At 73.0% G+C, this 23557-nt stretch carries 19 protein-coding genes; 13 read left to right on the top strand and 6 right to left on the bottom strand.

Going from position 1 to position 23557, the window contains the following annotated elements; genetic code table 11:
• Positions 1–13: 13 nt before the first annotated feature.
• Entirely contained in the window at positions 14–1333 is a 1320-nt protein-coding gene (locus ABZ948_RS36560; RefSeq protein ID WP_359767063.1) for a vanadium-dependent haloperoxidase, read from the bottom strand.
• A gap of 102 nt (positions 1334–1435) precedes the next feature.
• A complete protein-coding gene (locus ABZ948_RS36555) occupies positions 1436–2884 on the bottom strand; it encodes a PucR family transcriptional regulator (protein ID WP_359767061.1) in 1449 nt (482 codons plus the stop codon).
• A gap of 190 nt (positions 2885–3074) precedes the next feature.
• On the opposite strand from ABZ948_RS36555, the gene ABZ948_RS36550 reads away from it, so the two are divergent.
• Both ABZ948_RS36550 and pruA read left to right on the top strand, forming a co-directional pair.
• Entirely contained in the window at positions 3075–4001 is a 927-nt protein-coding gene (locus ABZ948_RS36550) for a proline dehydrogenase family protein (RefSeq protein WP_359767059.1), read from the top strand.
• Between the two features lie 53 nt (positions 4002–4054).
• Positions 4055–5686 (top strand): L-glutamate gamma-semialdehyde dehydrogenase, encoded by a 1632-nt coding sequence (gene pruA, locus ABZ948_RS36545; RefSeq protein ID WP_359767057.1) that lies wholly within the window; start codon positions 4055–4057, stop codon positions 5684–5686.
• Between the two features lie 74 nt (positions 5687–5760).
• Here the strand turns inward: pruA and ABZ948_RS36540 are convergent, their stop codons facing one another.
• Positions 5761–6708: an NADP-dependent oxidoreductase gene (locus tag ABZ948_RS36540; RefSeq protein WP_359767055.1), complete on the bottom strand. Its 948-nt coding sequence runs from the start codon at positions 6706–6708 to the stop codon at positions 5761–5763.
• Between the two features lie 84 nt (positions 6709–6792).
• Between ABZ948_RS36540 and ABZ948_RS36535 the strand changes: the two genes are divergently transcribed.
• Entirely contained in the window at positions 6793–7335 is a 543-nt protein-coding gene (locus ABZ948_RS36535) for a GNAT family N-acetyltransferase (RefSeq protein ID WP_359767053.1), read from the top strand.
• 250 nt (positions 7336–7585) lie between these two features.
• Positions 7586–7717: a hypothetical protein gene (locus tag ABZ948_RS36530; protein ID WP_359767051.1), complete on the top strand. Its 132-nt coding sequence runs from the start codon at positions 7586–7588 to the stop codon at positions 7715–7717.
• Between the two features lie 80 nt (positions 7718–7797).
• Here the strand turns inward: ABZ948_RS36530 and ABZ948_RS36525 are convergent, their stop codons facing one another.
• Complete coding sequence (locus ABZ948_RS36525; protein WP_359767049.1) at positions 7798–9375, bottom strand: purple acid phosphatase family protein; 1578 nt, start codon at positions 9373–9375, stop codon at positions 7798–7800.
• A 143-nt stretch (positions 9376–9518) separates the two neighbouring features.
• On the opposite strand from ABZ948_RS36525, the gene ABZ948_RS36520 reads away from it, so the two are divergent.
• Entirely contained in the window at positions 9519–10562 is a 1044-nt protein-coding gene (locus ABZ948_RS36520; RefSeq protein WP_359767047.1) for a 3-isopropylmalate dehydrogenase, read from the top strand.
• 240 nt (positions 10563–10802) lie between these two features.
• Positions 10803–11891 (top strand): branched-chain amino acid aminotransferase, encoded by a 1089-nt coding sequence (locus ABZ948_RS36515; protein ID WP_359767045.1) that lies wholly within the window; start codon positions 10803–10805, stop codon positions 11889–11891.
• 66 nt (positions 11892–11957) lie between these two features.
• Here the strand turns inward: ABZ948_RS36515 and ABZ948_RS36510 are convergent, their stop codons facing one another.
• Positions 11958–13388, bottom strand: a complete 1431-nt coding sequence (locus ABZ948_RS36510; RefSeq protein ID WP_359767043.1) for a cytosine permease — start codon at positions 13386–13388, stop codon at positions 11958–11960.
• Between the two features lie 115 nt (positions 13389–13503).
• On the opposite strand from ABZ948_RS36510, the gene ureA reads away from it, so the two are divergent.
• The 6 genes from ureA to cimA all read left to right on the top strand — a co-directional run bounded on the left by ureA (position 13504) and on the right by cimA (position 20862).
• Positions 13504–14208, top strand: coding sequence for an urease subunit gamma (gene ureA, locus ABZ948_RS36505; RefSeq protein WP_359767041.1), 705 nt, complete (start codon positions 13504–13506; stop codon positions 14206–14208).
• On the top strand, positions 14205–15917 hold the full coding sequence (locus tag ABZ948_RS36500) for an urease subunit alpha (RefSeq protein WP_359767039.1): 1713 nt from the start codon (positions 14205–14207) through the stop codon (positions 15915–15917). Before ureA ends, ABZ948_RS36500 begins: the two co-directional genes overlap by 4 nt.
• A gap of 9 nt (positions 15918–15926) precedes the next feature.
• Complete coding sequence (locus tag ABZ948_RS36495; protein ID WP_359767038.1) at positions 15927–16964, top strand: agmatine deiminase family protein; 1038 nt, start codon at positions 15927–15929, stop codon at positions 16962–16964.
• Between the two features lie 8 nt (positions 16965–16972).
• Positions 16973–17578 (top strand): TetR/AcrR family transcriptional regulator, encoded by a 606-nt coding sequence (locus tag ABZ948_RS36490; RefSeq protein WP_359767037.1) that lies wholly within the window; start codon positions 16973–16975, stop codon positions 17576–17578.
• Between the two features lie 127 nt (positions 17579–17705).
• Positions 17706–18956 carry a TolB family protein gene (locus tag ABZ948_RS36485; protein WP_359767035.1) on the top strand — a complete coding sequence of 417 codons (1251 nt, stop codon included), beginning with the start codon at positions 17706–17708 and terminating at the stop codon, positions 18954–18956.
• 301 nt (positions 18957–19257) lie between these two features.
• Positions 19258–20862 carry a citramalate synthase gene (cimA, locus tag ABZ948_RS36480; protein ID WP_359767033.1) on the top strand — a complete coding sequence of 535 codons (1605 nt, stop codon included), beginning with the start codon at positions 19258–19260 and terminating at the stop codon, positions 20860–20862.
• A gap of 33 nt (positions 20863–20895) precedes the next feature.
• Here the strand turns inward: cimA and ABZ948_RS36475 are convergent, their stop codons facing one another.
• The gene (locus ABZ948_RS36475; RefSeq protein ID WP_359767031.1) at positions 20896–21582 is read right to left on the bottom strand and encodes an SLATT domain-containing protein; all 687 of its coding nucleotides are present in this window, start codon (positions 21580–21582) and stop codon (positions 20896–20898) included.
• Positions 21583–21728: 146 nt separating this feature from the next.
• Here ABZ948_RS36475 and ABZ948_RS36470 point away from each other — a divergent pair, with 146 nt between their 5' ends.
• The gene (locus ABZ948_RS36470; protein WP_359767029.1) at positions 21729–23081 is read left to right on the top strand and encodes a hypothetical protein; all 1353 of its coding nucleotides are present in this window, start codon (positions 21729–21731) and stop codon (positions 23079–23081) included.
• The last annotated feature ends 476 nt before the right edge of the window (positions 23082–23557 follow it).

Genomic DNA, 23557 nt, shown 5'->3' with positions numbered 1-23557 from the left:
GAAGTGCTGGTGATCAGGGTACGGGGCGGAAGTACTTCCGCAGCGCCCAGGCCGCGAGGTGCCGGCCGGTGGCGGTGCCCGCCTCGTCGGCCGTCCGGGTGTGGATCCCGGCCCAGACCCGGGCGTCGACGACGTCCCGTTCGTACTCGTGGGCGTAGCGGTAGTGGCGGGTCGTGCCGGTGGTGAGGGACCGGATGCGCAGGTCGACACGAGGGGTGCCGAGGATCCCGGTCAGCATGCGCATCAGCGCGCCGCCCATGGTGGTGTGGCCGCTGAGGTAGTCGGGGTGGGCCGGGGTGAGGAGCAGCGGCTCCCAGTGGCGGTCCGCCCGGGTGGCCGGGTTGCCGTCGGTGTCCGCCTCCCGGATGGCGGTGACGGGCCGCCAGGTGCCGTAGTGGAGCTTGGCGTCCCAGGCGGCGATGACGGCGTCCGCCTGGGCCGTGTTGGCCGCCGCGTACAGGCGGGCCGTCTCGGCGATGCCGAGCCCGTGCCGGGCCGCGTGGTCGCCCAGGGCGCCCAGCAGGTCCAGGGCGACGAAGTACCGGGCCGTCTCCGTCTGTCCGGGGGTCCGGTGCGAGCCGGTGCGGCCTCCGTAGTGCGCCAGCTCGGCGAGGTCCTTCGCGTACCGGGCGGAGCGGAGCGCCGGTGGCGGGCCGGGGCGGAACTGGCCGGGGGAGTCCAGCAGCAGCGGCCGGACCCTGCCCATCCAGGCGCTGGCGAAGGGCTCGTGGCCGGGCGGGGTGGGCCGCCAGACGCCGGGGCGCGGTCGCGCGGGGAAGGGCACCGTCGCGCCGCGGCCGTCGTCCCGCCGGAGCTCGATGATGTGGGCGGCGGCGCGCTTGCCGAACGCGACGCCCGCCTCCTCGGCCTCACCGTCGGGGATCGTCGCGAGGGTGTCGGTCAGGGCGGCGTCCAGCCGGGGTCCGGCGCCGGGGAAGTGGTGGCGCAGCATGTGGTGCGCCGCAGAGGCGGCGGCGGCCGCGGACGAGGCCGCGCGAGGCGCCCGCCCGTCCCACTTGTACGGGGCGAAGCGCCCCTCGACGCCGACGACGGCGTTGTAGACGGCGGTGGAGACGTACGCATGCCAGATGAACGACTCGGGCGGGCCCGGGCGGGCCTCGGCGTCGATGGTGGCGTCGGCCGTGCGCATCCACTCGGTGACGACCGAGGCGTTCCGGTCGCCCCGGCCGGTGTGCTCGTCCCCGGACGCCGTGCGCCCGGCGTGTCCGGGGCCGGCGCTCGCGTGGGCGCCCGGCAGGGTGAGCGCGAGCACCCCGCAGGCCAGCCCGGCCACCACCGTTCGCGTCGCGGACCAGGCGCGTCGATTCCGCACGTGCACTCCTCCCAGCCGATGGCACACCGGGAGAACCGTGACCATGCGCGACGCCGGAGGGTACGGGTCCGTCCCGAACACCGCCCGTTCGGGGGACGGGACTCACCCGGACGGCCCCGGGGTGTCACCGGGGGAGAGCCTGGCCCCCTTCAGCGTCATGTGCAGCAGCAGCCGGTCCTCGCCGTCGTCCAGGTCCAGGCCGGTGAGCTTCTCGATGCGGGAGAGGCGGTAGTAGAGGGTCTGGCGGTGGATGCCCAGCTCGGCGGCGGCCCGGGCGGCCTGGCCGGCGCAGTCGAGGTAGACCTCGGCGGTCCGGGCGAGTTCCCGGTGGACCGGGGCGAGCAGGGTCCGGGCGACGGGGTCGTGGGCGACCTCCGGGGGCAGCGCGGTGAGCAGCCGGAACGGCCCGATCGCGGCCCACTGCGCCACCGGCCCCAGCCGCGGCTCGGCCAGTGCCGCCCGCGCCGCCGCCGACGCCTCCCACCAGGAGGCGCCGAGCTCGCCGAGTCCGGAGCGGGGGGTGGCGACACCGGCACAGGCCCCGCCCGAGGCGGATGGGTCGCCCGGCCCGGTCCCTGCGCGCGGGTCGCCCGGCCGGGTCACCCCGCGCCTGTCACCCGGCCCCGTCTCTCCGCGTGTGTCGCCGGGCCCGGTCCCTGCGCGCGGGTCGCCCAGCCGGGTCACCCCGCGCCTGTCACCCGGCCCCGTCCCTCCGCGCGGGTCACCCGGCCCCGTCCCTGCGCGCGGGTCGCCCGGCCCGGTCGCCCCGCGCGCGTCGCCGGATCCCGTCCCTCCGCGCGCCCGTTCCAGCAGCCGGCCCGCCGCCGTTGTCGCCGGGGTGAGTACGTCCGGCGAGCGCAGGCGGACCAGGACCGCCACGCACTGGGCCGTCGCCCCCCACGGCAGCGTGCACAGGGCGGTCGCGCCCGGCATGCCGCGGACCGACGGGGCGTCGTCGGGGTCGGCCGACGGCCAGGGCGCGACACACACCACGGTGTGCGGGCCGTCGGCGCGCGCACCGAGGGCCGTGCGGAGCTCGGCGATGGCCATCTCGCTCTGCCAGCCGCGCTCGGCGGTGAGCACCGCCCGCAGCTCGCGGCTGAGGTCGGCGCCGTGCTGGGCCTCGTCCGCGAGCAGGGCACCGATCCGGGCCGTGACCCGCATCGCGGCGGACAGCTGCCGCTCACTCGGGCCGGGATCGTCGTCGAGGAGCCAGACGTAGCCGTGGACCACGCCCCGGTGGCGGACGGGGAGGCAGATCCGTCCCCGGTAGACGCCGGCCTCCGGGGTCGGCGGGATGCGCACCGGGCCCGTCGCCCGCGTGATGCCGAAGCCCTCGAACCACGCCCGCACGGCGGCCGTCGAGCGGCGGGTGAGGATCGAGCGGGTGCGCACCGGGTCCAGGGCCGACGGGTCGAGGTCGCCCTCGCTGTCGTAGGCGCCGAAGGCGATCAGCTCGAAGTCCCGGTTCTCCAGCGTCGCGGGCGCGCCGAGCAGCTCCGAGATCTCGTCGACCAGCTCCTCGTAGTCGCCCCTGTGTTCCGACGTCATCCGGGCATTGTCCCGCACTCCAGGGACCCCTTCATACATCTGTCTGAGATCTGCGGCACGGATGCGTGACAGCTGTCGATGGCCGACGATCGGAGGGATCCTTAGGTTTCACGGTGGTTCTCCGTGCCGTACCCGACGCGTCATCCGCGCGGGGTCCGGCCTCACGTTGCTTGTGCTCTGGAGGTGCCCCGTGCTGGGTCCCGTGATTCTCGCCGCGTCACGCAGCGACCGGATGCGACGTCTGATCTCGGCCGCCCCGGTGACCAAGCAGGTCGTCGACCGCTTCATCCCGGGCGAGGACGTCGACGACATCGTCCCGGTCGTCCGGGACCTCACCGACCGGGGCCTGGAGCTGACGATGGACGTCGTCGGCGAGGACATCACCAACCCCGCGCAGGCCGCCGCCGCCCGCGACGCCTACCTGGAGCTGGTCGACCGCCTCAAGCCGCTGGAGCTCGGCACCCGCGCCGAGATGTCGGTGAAGCTGTCGATGTTCGGGCAGGCGCTCGAAGACGGCCACGAGCTGGCGCTGAAGAACGTCCGCCCGGTCGTCGAGGCCGCCGCCGAGATCGGCACCACGGTCACCCTGGACGCGGAGGACCACACCACCCTGGACTCGATGTTCGCCATCCACGAGGAGCTGCGGAAGGACTTCCCGCAGACCGGCTGCGTCATCCAGGCGTACCTCTTCCGCACCGAGGCCGACGCCCGCCGCCTCGCCGCGAGCGGCAGCCGGGTCCGCCTGGTCAAGGGCGCGTACAAGGAGCCCGCCTCGGTCGCGTACCAGGACAAGCACGAGATCGATCGGGCATACGTTCGCATTCTCCGGACGTTGATGGAGGGGGAGGGGTACCCGATGATCGGGTCCCACGACCCGCGCCTGATCGCCATCGGCCAGGAACTCGCCCACCGCGCCGGACGAAAGCCCGGCGACTACGAGTTCCAGATGCTCTACGGCATCCGCACCGAGGAGCACCTGCGGCTGGCCGCCGAGGGCCACCGGATGCGCGTGTACACCGCGTACGGCACCGACTGGTACGGCTACTTCATGCGGAGGCTGGCGGAGAAGCCGGCGAACCTGCGCTTCTTCGCCCGCAGCATGATTACCAAGGGCTGACGGCCTGCAAGGGCTGAGACCGACACACCGCTCAGTAAGGAGTTACGGAAAACATGGACGCTGTGACCCAGGTCCCCACCCCCGTCAACGAGCCGGTGCACGGCTACGCCCCCGGCTCGCCCGAGCGGGCCCGGCTGGAGGCCAGGCTGAAGGAGCTGGCCGACAACCCGGTCGACCTGCCCTGCACCATCGGCGGCGAGAAGCGCATGGGCGGCGGCGAGGCCTTCCAGGTCGTCCAGCCGCACAACCACCAGGCCGTGCTCGGTACGTACCGCAACGCCACGCAAGCGGACGCCCAGGACGCCATCGACGCGGCCCTGGCCGCCGCCCCCGCCTGGCGCGCGATGTCCTTCGACGACCGCGCGGCGATCATCCTGCGCGCCGCCGAGCTGCTGTCCGGACCCTGGCGCGAGACGCTCGCCGCCTCCACCATGCTCGGCCAGTCCAAGACCGCCCAGCAGGCCGAGATCGACACGCCCTGCGAGCTGATCGACTTCTGGCGCTTCAACGTCTCCTACGCCCGCAAGCTGCTGGCCGAGCAGCCCCCGGCCAACGCCCCGGGCGTGTGGAACCGTCTGGACCACCGCCCGCTGGAGGGCTTCGTCTACGCGATCACGCCCTTCAACTTCACCGCCATCGCGGGCAACCTGCCGACGGCCCCGGCCCTGATGGGCAACGTCGTCGTCTGGAAGCCGTCCCCGACGCAGACCCACGCCGCCGTGCTGCTGATGCGGCTGCTGGAGGAGGCCGGTCTGCCCAAGGGCGTCATCAACCTCGTCACCGGCGACGGCATCGAGGTCTCCAAGGTCGCCCTGGAGCACCGCGACCTCGCCGGCATCCACTTCACCGGCTCGACCAAGACCTTCCAGTACCTGTGGAAGACGGTCGGCAACAACATCGAGAAGTACCGCACCTACCCGCGCCTGGTCGGCGAGACCGGCGGCAAGGACTTCCTCGTCGCCCACCCGTCGGCCGACCCGGCGATCCTCAAGACCGCCCTGACCCGGGGCGCCTTCGAGTACCAGGGCCAGAAGTGCAGCGCCACCTCCCGGGCGTACGTCCCCGCCTCGATCTGGAACTCCGGCTTCAAGGAGGAGTGGGCCGCCGAGGTCGACGGCATCAGGATGGGTGACGTCACCGACCTGTCGAACTTCATCGGCGCCGTCATCGACGAGCGGGCCTTCGCCAAGAACAAGGCCGCCATCGACCGCGCCAAGGAGGACCCGTCCTGCACGATCGTCGCGGGCGGCACCTACGACGACTCCGAGGGCTGGTTCGTCCGCCCGACCGTCATCGAGTGCGATGACCCGGAGAACGAGGTGTTCCGCACCGAGTACTTCGGCCCGATCATCGCCGTGCACGTCTACGAGGACGACAAGTACGACGAGATGCTGACGCAGATGGAGTCCGTCTCCGACTACGCGCTCACCGGCTCGGTCATCGCCAACGACCGCGCGGCCGCCGCGTACACGGCGAACAAGCTCCGCTACGCCGCCGGCAACTTCTACATCAACGACAAGTCGACCGGCGCCGTCGTCGGCCAGCAGCCCTTCGGCGGCGGCCGCGCCTCCGGCACCAACGACAAGGCCGGCGCCCCGCAGAACCTGATGCGCTGGACCCTGACCCGCGCCATCAAGGAGACGCTGGTCCCGCCGACCGACTACACCTACCCGCACATGGGCTGAGCCCCTGGGCGCACCGACGGGCCGGGTCCCGGGACCCGGCCCGTCGGCGTACCCGGACTCAGGCGTACCCGGATTCAGGGGTGCGGCACGAGCACGATCCCGCCCCGCGCGTGGCCTTCCTCGCCCAGTTCGTGCGCCTTGGCCGCCTCCGCCAGCGGCAGGGTCGTCGCCACGTGGACGCGGACACGGCGGTCGGCGAGCAGCGGGGCGGTCCGTGCCAGGAGGTCGCCCGACGGGTCGGCGCGGACGAGGGCGAAGCGCAGGCCCCGGGCCTCCGCGTCCTCCGGGGCGAGGCCCAGGTCCTCGGGGACGGTGGAGAGCAGGATGCCGTCCGGGTGCAGGGTGTTGAGGGTGGGCAGGGCGTGGTCGCCGCCGACCAGGTCGAGGGCGGCGTCGATGTCGTGGACGGACTCCGTGAAGTCGCCGGCCGTGTCGTCGACGAGTTCGTCGGCGCCCAGCTCGCGCAGGAAGTCGTGGTCCTCGGCGCGCGCCACGCCCACGACGTGGGCGCCCTCCGCCTTGGCCAGCTGCACCGCCACGTGCCCGGCCCCGCCCGCCGCCGCGCGGACCAGCACGCGGCTGCCCGGGCCGACCCGGGCGACGTCGATCAGCGCGTGCCAGGCGGTGAGCGTGGCCGTCGGGGCGGCGGCCGCGTGGGCGTGGTCGAGACCGGCGGGCTTCACGGCGAAGTGACCGGCCGGCGCGGTCACGTGCGTGGCGTGGCCGCCGCCGTCGATCCGGCCGAACACCTCGTCCCCGGGCCGGAACCGGGTGACCCCGGCCCCCACCTCCTCGATCTCCCCCGACACGTCCTGCCCGAGGGTGAACGGCGGCTCCCCGAACAGCGGGGCGGCCCCGGAACGGGCCAGCCGGTCCGCCGGGTTGACCCCGGCCGCGTGCACCCGGAGCAGCACCTCACCGATGCCGGGTTCGGGCCGTGGCCGCTCCTCGACCTCCAGGACGTCCGGGCCGCCGAAGCGGTGCTGGGTGATCACCTGTGTGCGCGGCCTGGCCGTCGTCATCGGGTCTCCCTCCCGGAGCCGGACCCTTCCATCGTGCTCGCATATCGGGTCGAGAGCCACCCGGCCCGTTCGCATACTGGGCCGATGACCATCCGCCTGCGCACCGCCCACACCGCCGACCTCGCACCCGCCGAACTCGACGCCGCACGGGCCCTGCTGGACGCCGCCTTCGACGGCGACTTCGGCGACGAGGACTGGGACCACGGCCTCGGCGGCCTGCACGTCCTCGTCCACGACGCCTCCGGGCTCGCCGCGCACGGAGCCGTCGTGATGCGCCGGGTGCGGCACCGCGGCCGGTGGCTGCGCACCGGGTACGTCGAGAACGTCGCCGTGCGCGCCGACGCCCGCCGCACCGGCCTCGGCGGGCGGGTCATGGCCGAGCTGGAACGCGTCGTCGACCGCGCCTACGACCTCGGTGCCCTCTCCGCCAGCGACGACGGTGCCCGCCTCTACACCGCCCGCGGCTGGCGGCCGTGGCGCGGCGAGGTGCACGCCCTCAGCCCGGACGACGGCATCGTGCGGCTGCCGGAGGAGGAGGGCAGCACCTATGTCCGCGCTGCCCTCGCCGGTCCCCTCGACCCCGCGCGCGAGCTGCTCTTCGACTGGCGGGACGGTGACGTGCTCTAGGAATCACCGCAGGTCAGAGCGGTGTGACCCAGTCCACCGTCTCAGATAGTAGGAAGTCCGAGTAATTGTGGAGACAGATGCTCCGGACTCCCTTAGCTTTGTAGGAGCCGAACGTCTCGCTCGACCAAGCGAATGGCGGTCGTGAGCCGGGCCCCGTGCAGGCAACCCCTGCGGCCACCGCTCCCCGCCCCATCCGGCGTCTCGAAACCCTTATCCGCACTCCGTGCTGTATCGAAGGAGTCGATTTCCCATGGCCGAGACGACCGTCCGCCGCCGAGTCCGTCACGTCTCCCGTACGAGCGAGTCCGACCGCAAGGCCGCCGCCGCCGCGCTCCAGCGCGCCCTCGACCGCAGGGACAACGGCGGATCCACCGGCCACTGAGCCGCAGCAGGACCCACCGGGGCCGCACAGGACCCGCACAGGACCGGGAGCCGCACCCGACCGGGGCGCGGTGCGGGGCCTCACGCCCCGCGCCGCACCTCGAAGTGGTCGATCCGCTCGCCGTTCGACGCCAGCGCCGACACCCGTAGCGTCGGCGCGGCGCCGCTCGCCGCCTCCACCGAGAGGAACGAGAAGCCGCGGTAGCGCACCCGCGACCACTGCACCGACTCCGCCCGGGTGTCCCGGGACCTGGTCCACCGGAACGAGTCGACCGACTCCCGGTCGGCGGTGTTCCCCTCGTAGCTCTCCTTCACGCCGTCCGGGAAGCCGTACAGCTCCTTGCCGCCGCCGCCCGCGGTGACGTACACGATCCCGTCCCGCCGCGGGTCCGTAGTGCCGCCGACCGGCACCGGCCTGCCCACCTCGCCGTTCTTGATCGCGTCCGTCCGCTCGTAGACGTGGTTGTGCCCGTTGATCACCAGATCCACCTGGTGCCGGGCGAACAGCGGCAGCCACTCGGCGCGCACCCCGCCGTCCGAGGCGTGCGTGGACGTCGAGTACGCGCAGTGGTGGAAGAAGACGACGATGAAGTCCACGTCCTTCGAGGCCCTGAGCTCGCCGAGCTTCCCGTCCAGCCACTTCGTCTGCCGGCCCTCCGTGTAGCCGAGGTTGGCGGGGATCTCGTACGACACGTCGTTCGCGTCCAGCGCGACCACGCCGACGTTGCCGTACGTGAAGGCGTACACGCCCGGTGCCGTGCGCGCGTCGAAGCCGCTGTCCGGCAGGGAGAACCGGGCGAGTTGACCGCCGTAGCCGTCCGGCGAGTACCAGGCCTCCATGTCGTGGTTGCCGGTCGTCACCATCCACGGCACCGACCTGGCCACCGGCTCGGTCTGCTTGAGGAACCGGTCCCACTGGCTCGCGTCGAAGACGTCCGACTCCTTGCCCTTGCCGGTCGGGTCGGCGTAGCAGATGTCCCCCGCGTGGAGATGGAAGGCGGGCTTCTGGCGCAGCAGCGTACGGTCGTTGAGGGCCGCCTCCTCGCCCACGCCCTGGTCGCCGAAGGCGGTGAAGACGAACCGCTCGGGCGGGCTCGCGGGTGCCGTGCGGAAGGACGTGACGGTCGAGCGGTGCCGTGGGGACGCCGGGTCGAAGCCCTCGTGGCCGACGCCGTAGTAGTACGTCGTACCGGGGCGCAGGCCGTCCAGCGCCGCGTGCAGGTAGTACTGGTCGACCGCCGCCCGCACGCCCTTCAGCTCCGGGGTGTGCAGGTCGCGCAGCTCCGCCTCGATCCTGCGGCCGAGGTCGTCGGGGCGCAGGCCGACCCGGACGTACGGCTTCTTCACCGCGAGCGGCACCTGCCAGGAGATCCGCATCTGGGTCTTCGGGTCGGCGCCGAAGGCGAGATGGCGGCCGAAGGGCGTGACGAAGGAGCCGGGGGCCTGCGACGTGCTCGGCGACGGGCTGCGCGTCGCCGTGGCGCCGCCCTGCCCGGAGTCCGGGCCGGAGCCGCAGCCGGTCAGCAGTCCGCTCGCCACCGCGCCCGCGGTCACCAGCGTGCGCCGCCGCGACAGCCGGGTGCGCAGGTACTCGTGCTGCTCGGCCATGCTCATCCGGCGGGCGAGCTCGGGCGGGATGCCGAAGTGGGGGATCTCCATGTCCAGTGAACTTCCCAGCAACGGCCAACAGCCGCACCACATACGGGTGAACGGCGGTCGACGGCCGCGTGCGGTCACCCGGGCGGGTGTCCGCATCACGGACACCTCGTGTCATCCCATGGGACGAGGAGTAGGGTGCCCGCATGTCTCGCAGCATCAATCTCGCAGTGATCCCCGGTGACGGCATCGGCCAGGAGGTCGTGGCCGAAGGTCTCAAGGTCCTCTCCGCCGTCCTTCCGCAGGATGTGAAGCTGGAGACCAAGGAGTACGACTTCGGCGCCCGGCGCTACCACGCCACCGGTGAGACCCTCACCGACGCCGACCTCGACGCCCTGAAGAAGCACGACGCCATCCTGCTCGGCGCGATCGGCGACCCGTCCGTGCCGTCCGGCGTCCTGGAGCGCGGCTTCCTGCTCAAGCTCCGCTTCGCCTTCGACCACCACGTCAACCTGCGCCCCTCGAAGCTGCTCCCGGGTGTCTCCACTCCGCTGGCCGGCGAGCCGCAGATCGACTTCGTCGTGGTCCGCGAGGGCACCGAGGGCCCGTACACCGGCAACGGCGGCACGATCCGCAAGGGCACCGAGCACGAGGTCGCCACCGAGGTCTCCGTGAACACGGCCTTCGGTGTCGAGCGCGTGGTCCGGGACGCCTTCGCGCGGGCCCAGGCCCGCCCGCGCAAGAAGCTGGCGCTGATCCACAAGAACAACGTGCTGACCTTCGCGGGTCACCTGTGGACCAACATCTTCAACAAGGTGGCCGAGGAGTTCCCCGACGTCACCACCGAGTACATGCACGTGGACGCGGCGACGATCTACCTCGTCACGCAGCCCGAGCGCTTCGACGTGATCGTCACCGACAACCTCTTCGGCGACATCGTCACCGACCTCGCCGCGGCCGTCTCCGGCGGCATCGGCGTGGCCGCCTCCGGCAACATCAACCCGTCCGGAGAGTTCCCGTCCATGTTCGAGCCCGTGCACGGCTCGGCCCCGGACATCGCCGGCCAGGGCAAGGCCGACCCGACCGCCACCGTGCTGTCCGTCGCCCTGCTGCTGCGCCACCTCGGCTACGAGGCCGAGGCCGCCCGGATCGACGAGGCGGTCGCCGCCGACCTCGGTGAGCGGGCCGGCCAGCCCGCCCGCTCCACCGCGGAGATCGGCGACGCGCTCGCCGTACGCGTAGCCGGCTGACCCGCCGCGCTCCACCAAGCCGCCGGGTCGCATCCGCACCCGGCGGCTTCCGCATGTTCCCGCCGGGTGCCACCATCGACCACCGGGCCGCATTCACCCCGTTCCTTCCGCCGTCGCCCCCGGGCGATAATCGAACGCGAGGCCGCGGAACGAGGGAATGCTCGGACGTCCTAGCACTGGTCACCATCAGCGCAGTACCGAGCGCGGCCCGTCACTACAACCGGTGAAGGACATCAACCCATGACGACGCCCACGATCGAGCTCAAGCCGTCCGCCAACCCGCTCTCCGCCGCAGAGCGCGAGGCGATCCTGGCCAACCCCGGGTTCGGCCGCCACTTCACCGATCACATGGTGACGATCAAGTGGACGGAGGGCCGCGGCTGGCACGACGGCCAGCTCGTGCCGTACGCGCCGATCTCCCTCGACCCGGCCACCACGGTCCTGCACTACGCGCAGGAGATCTTCGAGGGCCTGAAGGCCTACCGCCGTCCCGACGGCTCGGTCGCCACGTTCCGGCCGGAGAAGAACGCCGAGCGCTTCCAGCGGTCCGCGCGCCGGCTGGCCATGCCCGAGCTGCCGGTGGAGACGTTCATCGAGGCGTGCGACGCGCTGGTCAGGCAGGACAAGGCGTGGGTTCCGGCGCACGGCGGCGAGGAGTCCCTCTACCTGCGCCCGTTCATGATCGCGACCGAGGTCGGGCTGGGTGTGAAGCCGGCCAACGAGTACCTGTTCCTGGTGATCGCCTCGCCGGCCGGCGCGTACTTCCCGGGCGGCGTGAAGCCGGTCTCCATCTGGGTCTCCGAGGACCGCGTCCGCGCCGTGCCCGGCGGCATGGGCGACGCGAAGACGGGCGGCAACTACGCGGCGTCCCTGCTCGCGCAGGCCGAGGCCGCGACGAAGGGCTGCGACCAGGTCTGCTACCTCGACGCCGTGGAGCACCAGTGGGTCGAGGAGCTCGGCGGCATGAACCTGTACTTCGTGTACGGCGACAAGATCGTCACGCCGTCCCTCACCGGCTCCATCCTGGAGGGCGTCACGCGCGACTCCCTGCTCACGGTTGCCCGTGACCTCGGCTACGAGGCCGAGGAGGGCAAGGTCTCGGTCGAGCAGTGGCAGCGGGACTCGGAGAACGGGTCGCTGACCGAGGTGTTCGCCTGCGGTACGGCCGCGGTGATCACGCCGGTCGGGACGGTGAAGCGGGCCGGGGCGGAGTGGAAGCAGAGCGGGGGTGAGCCGGGCGAGGTCACGCTGCGGCTGCGCCAGGCGCTGCTCGACATTCAGCGGGGTACGGCCGCGGACACGCACGGCTGGATGCACCAGCTGGGCTGAGTCCGCCCCGGGCCACCGGGGGCTCCGCCCCCGGACCCCCGGGCCTATGCCCACCCACCGCCCGTATCAGTCGGACAGAGAAGCCGGTGCAGGGGCCTCGACCCCGGGCTCCATCGACATGGAACCCGGGGCCGTCAGCGCGTACGCCACCCCTCCCACCACCCCCGACAGCAGGAAACTGCAGTCCACCCCGCCGGTCAGGGCCAGCAGCGGGCCCTCGTACGACGGCAGGGACACCGCGAGGACGCCGACGGTCGCGCCGGCCGCCCAGGACAGGGTCGCCGGGACGTTCCAGCCGGCGCGGTACCAGTAGACGCCGCCCCGTGCGCGGCGGTTGAAGACCTGCAGGGCGTCCGCGTCGTACACCCCGCCGCAGCGGGCGAAGCCGATCAGGGTGATGACCGCCCACGGCGTGCCGATCGCGGTCAGCAGCAGGACGAAGGACGTCATCGCGTCCTGCGCGGTCGAGAACCAGTGCCCGGCGAAGACCGCGGCCGTGGCCACGACCGCGACCACGTACGTCGCCCGGGCCCGTGAGGCGCGCGGCAGGATCGCGTCCAGGTCGAGGCCCATCGAGTACAGCATCAGACCCGCGTTGCCGACCGAGCCCGCCGAGGCCGCCAGCAGCAGCGGGACGAGGTACCAGGCGGGGGCCGCGTCGACCAGCGGGCCCGCGTAGTCGAGGGCCGCCCCGGCCGCGTACGCGGTGAACGTGCCGAACAGCTGCGGCACCAGCAGGCCCAGCAGCAGGCCCAGCCAGGTCGCGTGCAGCACCCGGCGCGAGGAGTGGCGGGCCGGGGAGATGTAGCGGGTGTAGTCGCCGAGCAGGGTGATGAAGGCGATCGGGCCGGACAGCCCGGCCGCCACGGCCGCGAGCAGCCAGGTCGGCCAGAAGCCGCCCAGCAGATGGCCGCCGGTCTCCGGCAGCGCGGCGGTGGTGAAGTGCGGGGCGTAGGCGACCAGGCCGAGCGCCAGCAGGGCCGTCATGCCGAAGGCGAGGACCCGGGACATCGCCAGCAGCACCCGGTAGCCGTACACCGCGCCGGCCACCGTCGCCGCGGCGAGCAGCCCGTAGACGAGCGCGTACGACGTGCCGCCCTGCGGCAGCCCGGCCAGCCGGCCCAGCACGCCCACCATCACGTCACCGCCGATCCACACGGTCAGCGCGGTGTAGCCGAGGGCCAGGAGCAGACCGACCACCGAGCCGACCAGGCGCCCGCGCACCCCGAACTGGGCGCCGGAGGACGTCGACAGGTTGGTGCCCGTGCGCAGGGAGACCAGCGCGAGGGGAGCCGTGAACACCACGCCCACCACCGTGCCCGCCACGACCGCGCTGACCGACGACCACCAGTCCAGGCCGAAGGACGGCGGCAGCCAGCCGAAGACGATCACCCCCAGACAGAGGTTGGAGCCGAGCAGGATCGAGACGAGATCCCGTGGCCCGCTGGTGCGTTCCTCCTCGGGGATGGTGTCGACTCCGCGCTGTTCGATCGGCATGCTGGTCTCCCTCGGTTAGAGCGACGTTCAATGTGATGTGCGCGATGCTCTGCCGTCAACCTTCCGGAGCAGAGAAATTCCGGTTTAGAGTGATGCTCTAAACGGAGGGAGTGACATGCGGCTGACCCCGACCGAACGCGACCGGCTGCTGCTCTTCGGCGCCGCCGAGCTCGCCCGCGCCCGCCGGGCGAGAGGCCTGAGGCTCAACGTCCCCGAGGCGACCGCGCTCATCGCCGACACGGTGTGCGAGGCCGCCCGGGACGGCAGACGGCTCGCCGAGGCCGTCGAGGCCGCCCGGTCCGTCCTCGGACCCGACGACGTGCTGCCCGGAGTCGCCGACGTCGTCACCGAGGTGCACGTCGAGGCGGTCTTCGACGACGGCTCACGGCTCGCGGTGGTCTCCGACCCCATCGGCGGCGGCTCGGGACCGGACGCGCCGGGCGCGCTGCTGCCCGGGCCCGAGCACCCCGAGCCGGCGCCGGCCGTGCGGCTGACGGTGACCAACACCGCGACCGTGCCGGTCTCCGTCACCTCCCACTTCCACTTCTTCGAGGCCAACCCACGGCTCGACTTCGCACGCGCCGAGGCCTACGGCATGCGGCTCGCCGTGCCCGCCGGGTCCTCCGTGCGGTTCGGGCCGGGGGAGAGCGTCGAGGTGGGGCTCGTGCCCCTCGGGGGCGAGCGGATCGCGATCGGCTTCGCCGGGCTCGTCGACGGGCCGCTGGACGCCCCGGGCGCCCGCGAAGAGGCACTGCGTCGCGCCGCGGCCTGCGGCTACCTCGGCTTAGCGGACACGGACGAGCAGGAGGTCGCGCCATGAGCCGCCCGGGAGGCCACCCCGCCGAGGCCCGCCGCCTCACCCCGTACGAGTACGCCGCCACCCACGGCCCCCGGGCCGGCGACCGCATCCGCCTCGGCGACTCCGGACTGACCGTCCGCGTCGAGTCCGACTCCCAGCGGTACGGCGACGAGTTCCTCGCCGGCTTCGGCAAGACCGCCCGCGACGGACTGCACCTCAAGGCCGCCGCCGTCCGGGACACCTGCGACGTCGTCATCAGCAACGTCGTGGTGATCGACGCCGTGCAGGGCGTCCGGAAGGTCTCCATCGGCATCCGCGAGGGCCGGATCCACGCGATCGGACGGGCCGGGAACCCCGACACCCTCGACGGGGTGGACGTCGTCGTCGGCACCGGTACGTCGATCGTCTCCGGGGAGGGGCTCATCGCCACCGCCGGGGCCGTCGACACCCATGTCCACCTGCTGTCGCCGCGTGTCATGGAGGCCTCGCTCGCCTCCGGCGTGACGACGGTCATCGGGCAGGAGTTCGGGCCCGTGTGGGGCGTCGGCGTCAACTCGCCCTGGGCGCTGCGGCACGCGTTCGGCGCCTTCGACGCCTGGCCGGTCAACATCGGCTTCCTGGGCCGGGGTTCCTCCTCGCACGAGGCGCCCCTGGTCGAGGCCCTCGCCGAAGGAGGGGCTTCCGGCTTCAAGGTGCACGAGGACATGGGCGCCCACACCCGTGCCCTGGACACCGCCCTGCGCGTCGCCGAGGAGCACGACGTCCAAGTCGCCCTGCACAGCGACGGCTTGAACGAGTGCCTCTCCGTGGAGGACACCCTGCGCGTGCTGGAGGGCCGCACGATCCACGCCTTCCACATCGAGGGCTGCGGCGGCGGCCACGTCCCGAACGTCCTGAAGATGGCGGGTGTCGCGAACGTCATCGGCTCGTCCACGAACCCGACCCTGCCCTTCGGCCGGGACGCCGTCGCCGAGCACTACGGCATGATCGTCTCCGTCCACGACCTGAAGACCGACCTGCCCGGCGACGCCGCCATGGCCCGCGACCGCATCCGCGCCGGGACCATGGGCGCCGAGGACGTCCTGCACGACCTGGGCGCCATCGGCATCACCTCCTCGGACGCGCAGGGCATGGGACGCGCGGGCGAGACCGTCCGCCGCACCTTCGCCATGGCCGGGAAGATGAAGGCCGAGTTCGGCGCACCCGACGACGACCACGACAACGAGCGCGTCCTGCGCTACATCGCCAAACTGACCATCAACCCGGCCATCGCGCACGGGCTCGCGCACGAGGTCGGGTCGATCGAGACCGGCAAGCTCGCCGACATCGTGCTGTGGCGCCCGGAGTACTTCGGCGCCAAGCCGCAGCTGGTGCTGAAGGCCGGCTTCCCGGCGTACGGCGTGACCGGCGACCCGAACGCGGCGACCGACACCTGCGAACCCCTCGTCCTCGGACCGCAGTTCGGCGCGCACGGGGCGACCCCGGCCGACATCTCGGTGGCATTCGTCGCGCGGGCCGCCCTCGACCAGGGGCACGACCGCCTGCCGACCCGCCGCCGCAGGGTCGCCGTGCGCGGCACGCGCGGCATCGGCCCGGCCGACCTGCGCCGCAACTCCCGTACGGGGGCCGTGGACGTCGACCGGCGCACCGGGCTGGTCACCCTCGACGGCGAGCCGCTGCGCTCCGAAGCAGCCGAGTCCGTCTCCCTCAACCGTCTCTACTTCCTCTGAGGATCAACGATGTCCGCAGCCGCCGACGGCTTCCGCATGCCCGCCGAATGGGTTCCGCACGAGCGCACCTGGATGGCCTGGCCGGGGCCGAACCCGACCTTCGACGACCCCGCGGAGCTGGCCGCCGCCCGGGTCGCCTGGGCCGCGGTCGCCCGGGCCGTCCGCCGCTTCGAGCCGGTGACGGTGGTGTGCGGCCCGGGCCGGTCCGGTGAGGCGCGCGCCCTGCTGGGCGACGGCATCGAGACTGTCGAGCGGGACCTCGACGACGCCTGGATGCGGGACATCGGCCCGACCTTCCTCACCGACGGCAAGGGGCGACTGGCCGCCGTCGACTGGACGTTCAACGGCTGGGGCGCGCAGGAGTGGGCCCGCTGGGAGCACGACGCGAAGATCGCCGCCCATGTCGCGGACCTCGCCGGGGCCCGGACGTACGCCTCCCGGCTCGTCAACGAGGGCGGGGCGATCCACGTGGACGGCGAGGGCACGGTCCTGCTCACCGAGACCGTCCAGCTCGGGCCCGAGCGCAACTCCGGGTGGAGCCGCGAGCAGGTCGAGGCCGAGATCCACGCCCAGCTCGGCACCCGCAAGGCGATCTGGCTGCCCCGCGGCCTGACCGGCGACTACCCTCCCCACGGCTTCGGCACCCTCGGACACGTCGACATCGTCGCGGCGTTCGCCCGCCCGGGCGTCGTCGTGGCGCACTCCCAGCCGGACCCGGCGCACCCCGACCACGAGGTGACCCGGGAGGTCATAGGCCTGCTGAAGGCGCAGACGGACGCGCGCGGCCGCCGCCTGCAGGTCGTCGAGGTCCCCGCCCCGACGGTGCTGGAGGCCGACGGCCACTGGGCCGACTACTCCTACATCAACCACTACCTCTGCAACGGCGGCGTCGTGCTGTGCGGCTTCGACGACCCCCGTGACGAGATCGCGGCCGGCATCTTCCGCCGGCTGTTCCCCGAGCGGACGGTGACACTGGTGGACGCCCGTACGATCTTCGCGGGCGGTGGCGGCATCCACTGCATCACCCAGCAGCAACCGAGGACCTAGGAGCACACATGGCCGGTGGGCGCAGGCAGGCACCGCCCCGCGAGGACGTGCTCGCCACCGCCATGGAGATGATCGCCGAGCGCGGACTGGAGAAGCTCACCATGGCGGCGCTCGGCCGTGAGGTCGGGATGAGCAGCGGGCACCTCCTCTACTACTTCGGCTCCAAGGACGAACTGCTGCTGCGGACCCTGGAGTGGAGCGAGGGCCGGCTCGGCGCCGAGCGCGGACGGCTGCTGACCCGGGCCGCGAGCGCCCGCGAGCGCCTCGACGCCTACGTCGACCTGTACGTCCCGGACGGCCACCGCGACCCGCACTGGACGCTGTGGCTGGAGGTGTGGAACCGCTCGCAGAGCGCCGCCGCCGACGCGGCCGCCCGCGACCGGCAGGCCGCCATCGAGGGGGCCTGGCACCGCGACCTGGTCGCCCTGCTCGCCGAGGGCATCTCGCGGGGCGAGTTCCGCCGCGTGGACCCGGACCGCTTCGCCGCCCGCCTGCGGGCGCTGCTGGACGGCTTCTCCATCCATGTGGCGATCGGCCTGCGCGGCACCGACCGGGCCCAAGTCCTCGCCCACGTGCGGGACTTCCTCACCGACAGCCTCCTCGCGGACGTCTGAACGCACGCCCGGGTTGTACTCAATACGACGGATTGACCGTGTGGTCCGTGGTGCTGTTGGCTCTGGGGGAGCCCTCGGCGCGGGGCCGGGGGAGAAGCGTCCACGGGGAACACAGGGGGAACAGCACATGACCAGCACCAGGAGGGCCACGTCCGTCGCGCTCGGCGTGGCCCTGGCCGTCACGCTCGGCGGTGCCGCCGCGCTGCCCGCGACCGCCGCGCCCGCGCCGGCGCCGCGGACCGAGAAGGCGAGCATCGCCCCGGACGGCGCCGAGGGCAACGGCCCCTCCGGCGGGCCGGGCCTGAGCGCCGACGGCCGCCGTCCGGCGTTCGTCTCCAGCGCCGACAACCTCGTCGCCGGTGACACCGACGGCACCGCCGACGCCTTCGTCCGCGACCTGAAGACCGGAAAGACCCGACTGGCGAGCACCGCGCGCGACGGCGGCCCCGTCGACGACGTCGCGCTGAGCGGCAACGGCCGCTTCCTGGCCTTCAGCGCCACCGACGCCGACGACGGACGCAGCCACATCTGGGTCAAGGACCTGAAGACCGGGACCCTGCAGCGCATCGCGGACACCGTCGACACCGGCTACGACACCGGCCGGCAGCCCGCCATCAGCGAGGACGGCCGCTACGTCGCCTTCGTCGCCCAGCAGTCCGGCCTCGGCGAGGGCGAGGACCGCTGGGGGCGCGTCTACCGCGTCGACCGCACCAGCGGCGAGGCCGTCCGCATCAGCCAGGTGCCCACGGCCGCCGACCGCAGGGCCGCCGCCACGAACCCGTCCATCAGCGCCGACGGCAAGCGCGTCGGCTACCAGTTCTTCATCCCGCACCCCTCCTCGGGCGACTGGAGCGACGCCTGGGTCCGTGACGTGCCGAGCGGCGAGCTGTTCCACGCCGACCGGGCGCCGGACGGCGAGAAGTCCGACGGGCAGAGCGAGTTCCCGCAGATCAGCGCCGACGGCCGGTACGCCGTCTTCAACTCGCTGGACTCGCGGCTCACTCCGGGCGACACCAACCAGGGGAACAACGTCTTCGTCCGCGACCTGAAGACCGGTGAACTCCGCCGGATCGACGCCGCCGACCCGGCCGCCTTCACCGCCTCCCCGCAGCTCAGCGCCGACAGCCGGTACCTGGCGTTCGTCTCGGCCGACCCGGGCGACCCCGACCGCACCACCCGCGCGTACGTCCGCGACCTGCGCACCGGCCGCACGACCCTCGCCAGCCCGGACGCCGCCGGTGGCCCGAACGACCAGAGCGTGTCCGCCCCGGTGATCGACCGGCACGGCCGCACGGTCGCCTTCAGCAGCTCCTCGCCGGACCTCGTGCCCGGCGACACGTACGACACCTCGCACGTCTACGTCCGCCACCTGAGGTGACCGACCGCATCCTGAGACAAGCGTGAGCGGGGCGCGGGGGTTGTGCCAGACTGCCCCCGTGCTCTCGTTCGCCATGATTATTGGCAGCAGGCGCGCCGGTCCGCAGTGACCGCCACGTACGACCAGGTACGGGCGGACACCGTCGTCCTCGACCCGCGCGCAGACCTCTCGCACCCGCGAGAGGTTTTTCGCATTTCTGGCCCACCCACAGCCGGAGGCGAGAGCGCGAGGGAGTATGTGAGGGCGGTGGAGCCGGTCATTCCGGTACGACCGAGATCCCATCCTCAGGAGCCTTGACACCATGACCGCTACCAGCGAGCTCGACGATTCGTTCCACGTCTTCGACACCACCCTGCGCGACGGCGCCCAGCGGGAGGGCATCAACCTCACCGTCGCGGACAAGCTCGCCATCGCACGGCACCTGGACGACTTCGGCGTGGGCTTCATCGAGGGCGGCTGGCCCGGCGCGAACCCCCGCGACACCGAGTTCTTCGCCCGCGCCCGGCAGGAGATCGACTTCCGCCACGCCCAGCTGGTCGCGTTCGGCTCCACCCGCCGCGCCGGCACCACGGCCGCCGAGGACCCGCAGGTCAGGGCGTTGCTGGAGTCCGGCGCCCAGGTGATCACGCTGGTCGCCAAGTCGCACGACCGCCACGTCGAACTCGCCCTGCGCACCACCCTCGACGAGAACCTGGAGATGGTCCGGGACACGGTCGCCTTCCTGACGGAGCAGGGTCGCCGGGTCTTCGTCGACTGCGAGCACTTCTTCGACGGCTACCGCGCGAACCCGGAGTACGCCAAGGAGGTCGTCCGCACGGCGTCCGAGGCCGGCGCGGACGTCGTCATCCTCTGCGACACCAACGGCGGGATGCTCCCGGCGCAGATCCAGGCCGTCGTCTCCACCGTCCTCGCCGACACCGGCGCGCGGCTCGGCATCCACGCCCAGGACGACACGGGCTGCGCGGTGGCGAACACGCTGGCCGCCGTCGACGCGGGCGCCACGCACGTGCAGTGCACGGCCAACGGCTACGGCGAACGCGTCGGCAACGCCAACCTCTTCCCGGTCGTCGCGGCGCTGGAACTGAAGTACGGCAAGAAGGTGCTGCCCGAGGGCCGGCTGCGCGAGATGACCCGCATCTCGCACGCCATCGCCGAGGTCGTGAACCTCACCCCCTCCACGCACCAGCCCTACGTCGGTGTCTCCGCCTTCGCGCACAAGGCCGGACTGCACGCCTCCGCGATCAAGGTCGACCCGGACCTGTACCAGCACATCGACCCGGAGCTGGTCGGCAACACCATGCGGATGCTCGTCTCCGACATGGCGGGCCGCGCCTCCATCGAGCTCAAGGGCAAGGAACTCGGCATCGACCTCGGCGGCGACCGCGAGCTGGTCGGCCGGGTGGTCGAGCGGGTGAAGGAGCGCGAGCTCAAGGGCTACACCTACGAGGCGGCCGACGCCTCCTTCGAACTCCTCCTGCGCGGCGAGGTCCAGGGCAAGCTCCTGCGCTACTTCGAGGTCGAGTCCTGGCGGGCCATCGTCGAGGACCGCCCCGACGGCACCCACGCCAACGAGGCCACCGTCAAGCTCTGGGCCAAGGGTGAGCGCATCGTCGCCACGGCCGAGGGCAACGGCCCGGTCAACGCCCTGGACCGGGCCCTGCGCGTGGGCCTGGAGAAGATCTACCCCCAGCTCGCCAAGCTGGACCTGGTGGACTACAAGGTCCGCATCCTGGAGGGCGTGCACGGCACCCAGTCCACGACCCGCGTGCTGATCTCCACGTCCGACGGGGCGGGGGAGTGGTCGACCGTGGGCGTCGCCGAAAACGTCATCGCGGCGAGCTGGCAGGCCCTGGAGGACGCGTACACGTACGGCCTGCTGCGGGCGGGTGTGTCTCCGGCCGAGTAGGGGGCGCCAGGGGGGCGCTTGACCCGGCCGGGCTCACATCGCCGTGTCCCGGGACCGCGGGCCCGGGAGGTCGCCGCCCCGGTCGCGGCCCGGGGTGCGGTCGAGGCGGAAGAGGCCCGCGGAGTGGGAGCGCTGGCCGGTGGCGTGGGAGGTGGAGCGGGTCAGTTCCTCCATGCCGTCGGCCAGATAGCCGACCCACGCCGTGCCCTCGTCCTCAATGGTCCGCTGGGCCTCCGTCCGCAGCCGCTCGATCACCCCGAGCAGCGCGGCCTGCTCCTTGTCGCTGGGCGAGTCGGTGGTCCGCAGGAACGCCTGCGCCCACTCGGACTGCGCCCGCTTGAGGATCTGCTGCAAGGCCAGCTCGGTACGGATGTAGCGCGTCCAGGACGCCGAGAACCCGAAGATCCGGTCGAAGAGGACACAGCCCGCCCCGCCGGCCAGGAACACGAAGCCCCACTCGGGCTGCACGGCCGTCGGGGCGGCGGTGTGCACCAGCGGGGTGAGCGTGCCGACGATCCCCAGCAGCGCCGCGAGCGCCCGCAGCGACCGCGACCACAGGGCAGGCCCCCGCCGCCGGGCCAGATACCAGTCGATCGCCGACGTCACCTCGGCCTCGGCGTGCCGGAACAGCTCCCACAGCAGATCGGCCCGCGTGCGCGACCGGTCCAGCTCGGTGAGTTCGGACACCGTCATGTCCGCGGCTCTGCGTCGTCCGAGCATGCCCTTTTCCCGCCCCTTCTGCTGAGACCGGCGGGCCCGACCGGCCCACGGCAGTAAGTCCGAGGGCATCGTAGGCGCAGCGGCCCCGGGAAATCCGCGCCCCGACAGATATCCGTTTCTGTACCGATTCGGGTAGCTTCGAACATATGAAGGCCGCACTGGTGCGTACCCTCGTACGTCTGCTGATCGTGCCGGTCGCCGCCGTACTGGCGGTGCTGCTGGCCGGTGCGCCGGGTGCGCACGCGGCCACCGACCTCTCGGAGGTCGCCCAGGAACTGCGCGAGAACCCGGTCTACGTCGATCCGGCGGCCTCGGACCAGCTGGCCGCGTCGGACGCGGAGGCGCTCGCCGACAAGATCAAGGACGCGGACAAGCCCGTCTTCGTGGCGGTCCTCCCCGACGGCTACCCCACGCAGGACCTGTTCCGGAACCTGCGCACCGAGACCGGCGTCACCGGCCTGTACGGCATCCGCGTCGGCGACCGGTTCGACGCCCGTGCCGACAGCGCGGTGCTGAGCAGCCAGGGCGTGTCCAACCTGGTCACGGCCGTCCAGGGCGCGGGCGACGCCAAGGCGCAGCTGAACGACTTCGTCGACGACGCCCTGCGCAACGTGGGCGGCTCGGCGCCGAGCAGCTGGAGCGACGGCTCGGGCACCGACGTGCCGGTCGGCGGGCTCATCACGGTCGGCGCCCTGGTCGCGGCCGGCGGCGCGGGCGCCTACGCGGTGGTGCGGCGCAACCGGCGCCGCCACGAGGAGGAGCAGCGGGCCGCGCTGGAGAAGCTGCGGGTGGTCGTCGACGAGGACATCACCGCCTTCGGCGAGGAACTCGACCGTCTCGACTTCCATCCCGGGGAACCGGGCGCCGACGACGCGATGCGCGCCGACTACGAGCACGCCCTGGACGCCTACGAGCAGGCGAAGTCGCTGATGGCCGCCGCGACGAAGCCCGAGGACGTCAAGGCCGTCACGCAGGCCGTGGAGGACGGCCGGTTCTCCCTGGCGCGGCTCTCCGCCCGCCGCGAGGGCGGACCGCTGCCGGAGCGCCGCCCGCCCTGCTTCTTCGACCCGCGCCACGGCCCCTCGGTCGTCGACGCGAGCTGGACGCCGCCGGGCGGTGCGGCGCGCGAGGTGCCGGTCTGCGCGGCCGACCGGACGCGTCTCGCCGAGGGCCGCGACCCGGTCGTCCGCGAGGTCGACACCGACCAGGGCCGCCGCCCGTACTGGGAGGCGGGCCCGGCGTACGGCCCCTGGGCCGGCGGCTACTTCGGCGGCGGCCTGCTCCCCGGCCTCCTCGTCGGCACCATGCTCGGCAGCATGATGGCCGCCCCCGCCTACGCGGCCGACTACGGCTCCGGCTACGGAGACTTCGGCGGCTACGAGGGCGGCGACGTCTCCGGCGCGGACTTCGACACCGGCGACTTCGGCGGCGGCTTCGGAGGGGACTTCGGCGGAGGCGACTTCGGCGGCGGGGGCGGCGACTTCGGCGGCGGCTTCTGACGGGGCGGGCTGGGAACGACCGTCCCCCGCCCTCACTTCGGGACGACTGACGCGAGCGGGGGCCTGGGAAAGCCGCCGCCCCCGGCCCGCGCGCCCGGGCCGATGACGGGGGCGACCGGAGGCACCGGGACCGCCGCCCCTGACCTCGCCGGCCGGGCCGACGCCTCGCCCGGGCCGATGACGGGGGCGGCCGGAGGTGGCGGGGCGCCGGGGCCGGGAGCGCCGCCCTCGACTTCGCCGGCCGGGCCGACGCCTCGCTCGGGCCGATGGCGTGGGCGACTGGCCTCGCTGGCCGGGCCGACGCCTCGCCCGGGCCGATGGCGGGGGCGACTGGAGGTGGTGGGCGCCGGGGCCGGGAGCGCCGCCCTCGACTTCGCCGGCCGGGCCGACGCCTCGCTCGGGCCGATGGCGGGGGCGACCGGAGGCGGTGGGCACCGCCAGGGCGGCCAGGGCGATGGTCAGCACGGGCAGCCAGG

The organism is Streptomyces olindensis, from assembly GCF_040645895.1.
Classification (GTDB): Bacteria; Actinomycetota; Actinomycetes; order Streptomycetales; family Streptomycetaceae; genus Streptomyces; species Streptomyces olindensis.
Note: the sequence above shows the minus strand (reverse complement) of the source record. Positions and strands in the feature narration are given on the sequence as shown.

Bases quoted from the DNA above. Each gene is read 5' to 3' on its own strand.
- ABZ948_RS36555 (WP_359767061.1), bottom strand. From the start codon at position 2,884: ATGACGTCGGAACACAGGGGCGACTACGAGGAGCTGGTCGACGAGATC.
- pruA (WP_359767057.1), top strand. From the start codon at position 4,055: ATGGACGCTGTGACCCAGGTCCCCACCCCCGTCAACGAGCCGGTGCAC.
- ABZ948_RS36540 (WP_359767055.1), bottom strand. From the start codon at position 6,708: ATGACGACGGCCAGGCCGCGCACACAGGTGATCACCCAGCACCGCTTC.
- ABZ948_RS36535 (WP_359767053.1), top strand. From the start codon at position 6,793: ATGACCATCCGCCTGCGCACCGCCCACACCGCCGACCTCGCACCCGCC.
- ABZ948_RS36530 (WP_359767051.1), top strand. From the start codon at position 7,586: ATGGCCGAGACGACCGTCCGCCGCCGAGTCCGTCACGTCTCCCGTACG.
- ABZ948_RS36525 (WP_359767049.1), bottom strand. From the start codon at position 9,375: ATGGAGATCCCCCACTTCGGCATCCCGCCCGAGCTCGCCCGCCGGATG.
- ABZ948_RS36520 (WP_359767047.1), top strand. From the start codon at position 9,519: ATGTCTCGCAGCATCAATCTCGCAGTGATCCCCGGTGACGGCATCGGC.
- ABZ948_RS36515 (WP_359767045.1), top strand. From the start codon at position 10,803: ATGACGACGCCCACGATCGAGCTCAAGCCGTCCGCCAACCCGCTCTCC.
- ABZ948_RS36510 (WP_359767043.1), bottom strand. From the start codon at position 13,388: ATGCCGATCGAACAGCGCGGAGTCGACACCATCCCCGAGGAGGAACGC.
- ureA (WP_359767041.1), top strand. From the start codon at position 13,504: ATGCGGCTGACCCCGACCGAACGCGACCGGCTGCTGCTCTTCGGCGCC.
- ABZ948_RS36500 (WP_359767039.1), top strand. From the start codon at position 14,205: ATGAGCCGCCCGGGAGGCCACCCCGCCGAGGCCCGCCGCCTCACCCCG.
- ABZ948_RS36495 (WP_359767038.1), top strand. From the start codon at position 15,927: ATGTCCGCAGCCGCCGACGGCTTCCGCATGCCCGCCGAATGGGTTCCG.
- ABZ948_RS36490 (WP_359767037.1), top strand. From the start codon at position 16,973: ATGGCCGGTGGGCGCAGGCAGGCACCGCCCCGCGAGGACGTGCTCGCC.
- ABZ948_RS36485 (WP_359767035.1), top strand. From the start codon at position 17,706: ATGACCAGCACCAGGAGGGCCACGTCCGTCGCGCTCGGCGTGGCCCTG.
- cimA (WP_359767033.1), top strand. From the start codon at position 19,258: ATGACCGCTACCAGCGAGCTCGACGATTCGTTCCACGTCTTCGACACC.
- ABZ948_RS36475 (WP_359767031.1), bottom strand. From the start codon at position 21,582: ATGCTCGGACGACGCAGAGCCGCGGACATGACGGTGTCCGAACTCACC.
- ABZ948_RS36470 (WP_359767029.1), top strand. From the start codon at position 21,729: ATGAAGGCCGCACTGGTGCGTACCCTCGTACGTCTGCTGATCGTGCCG.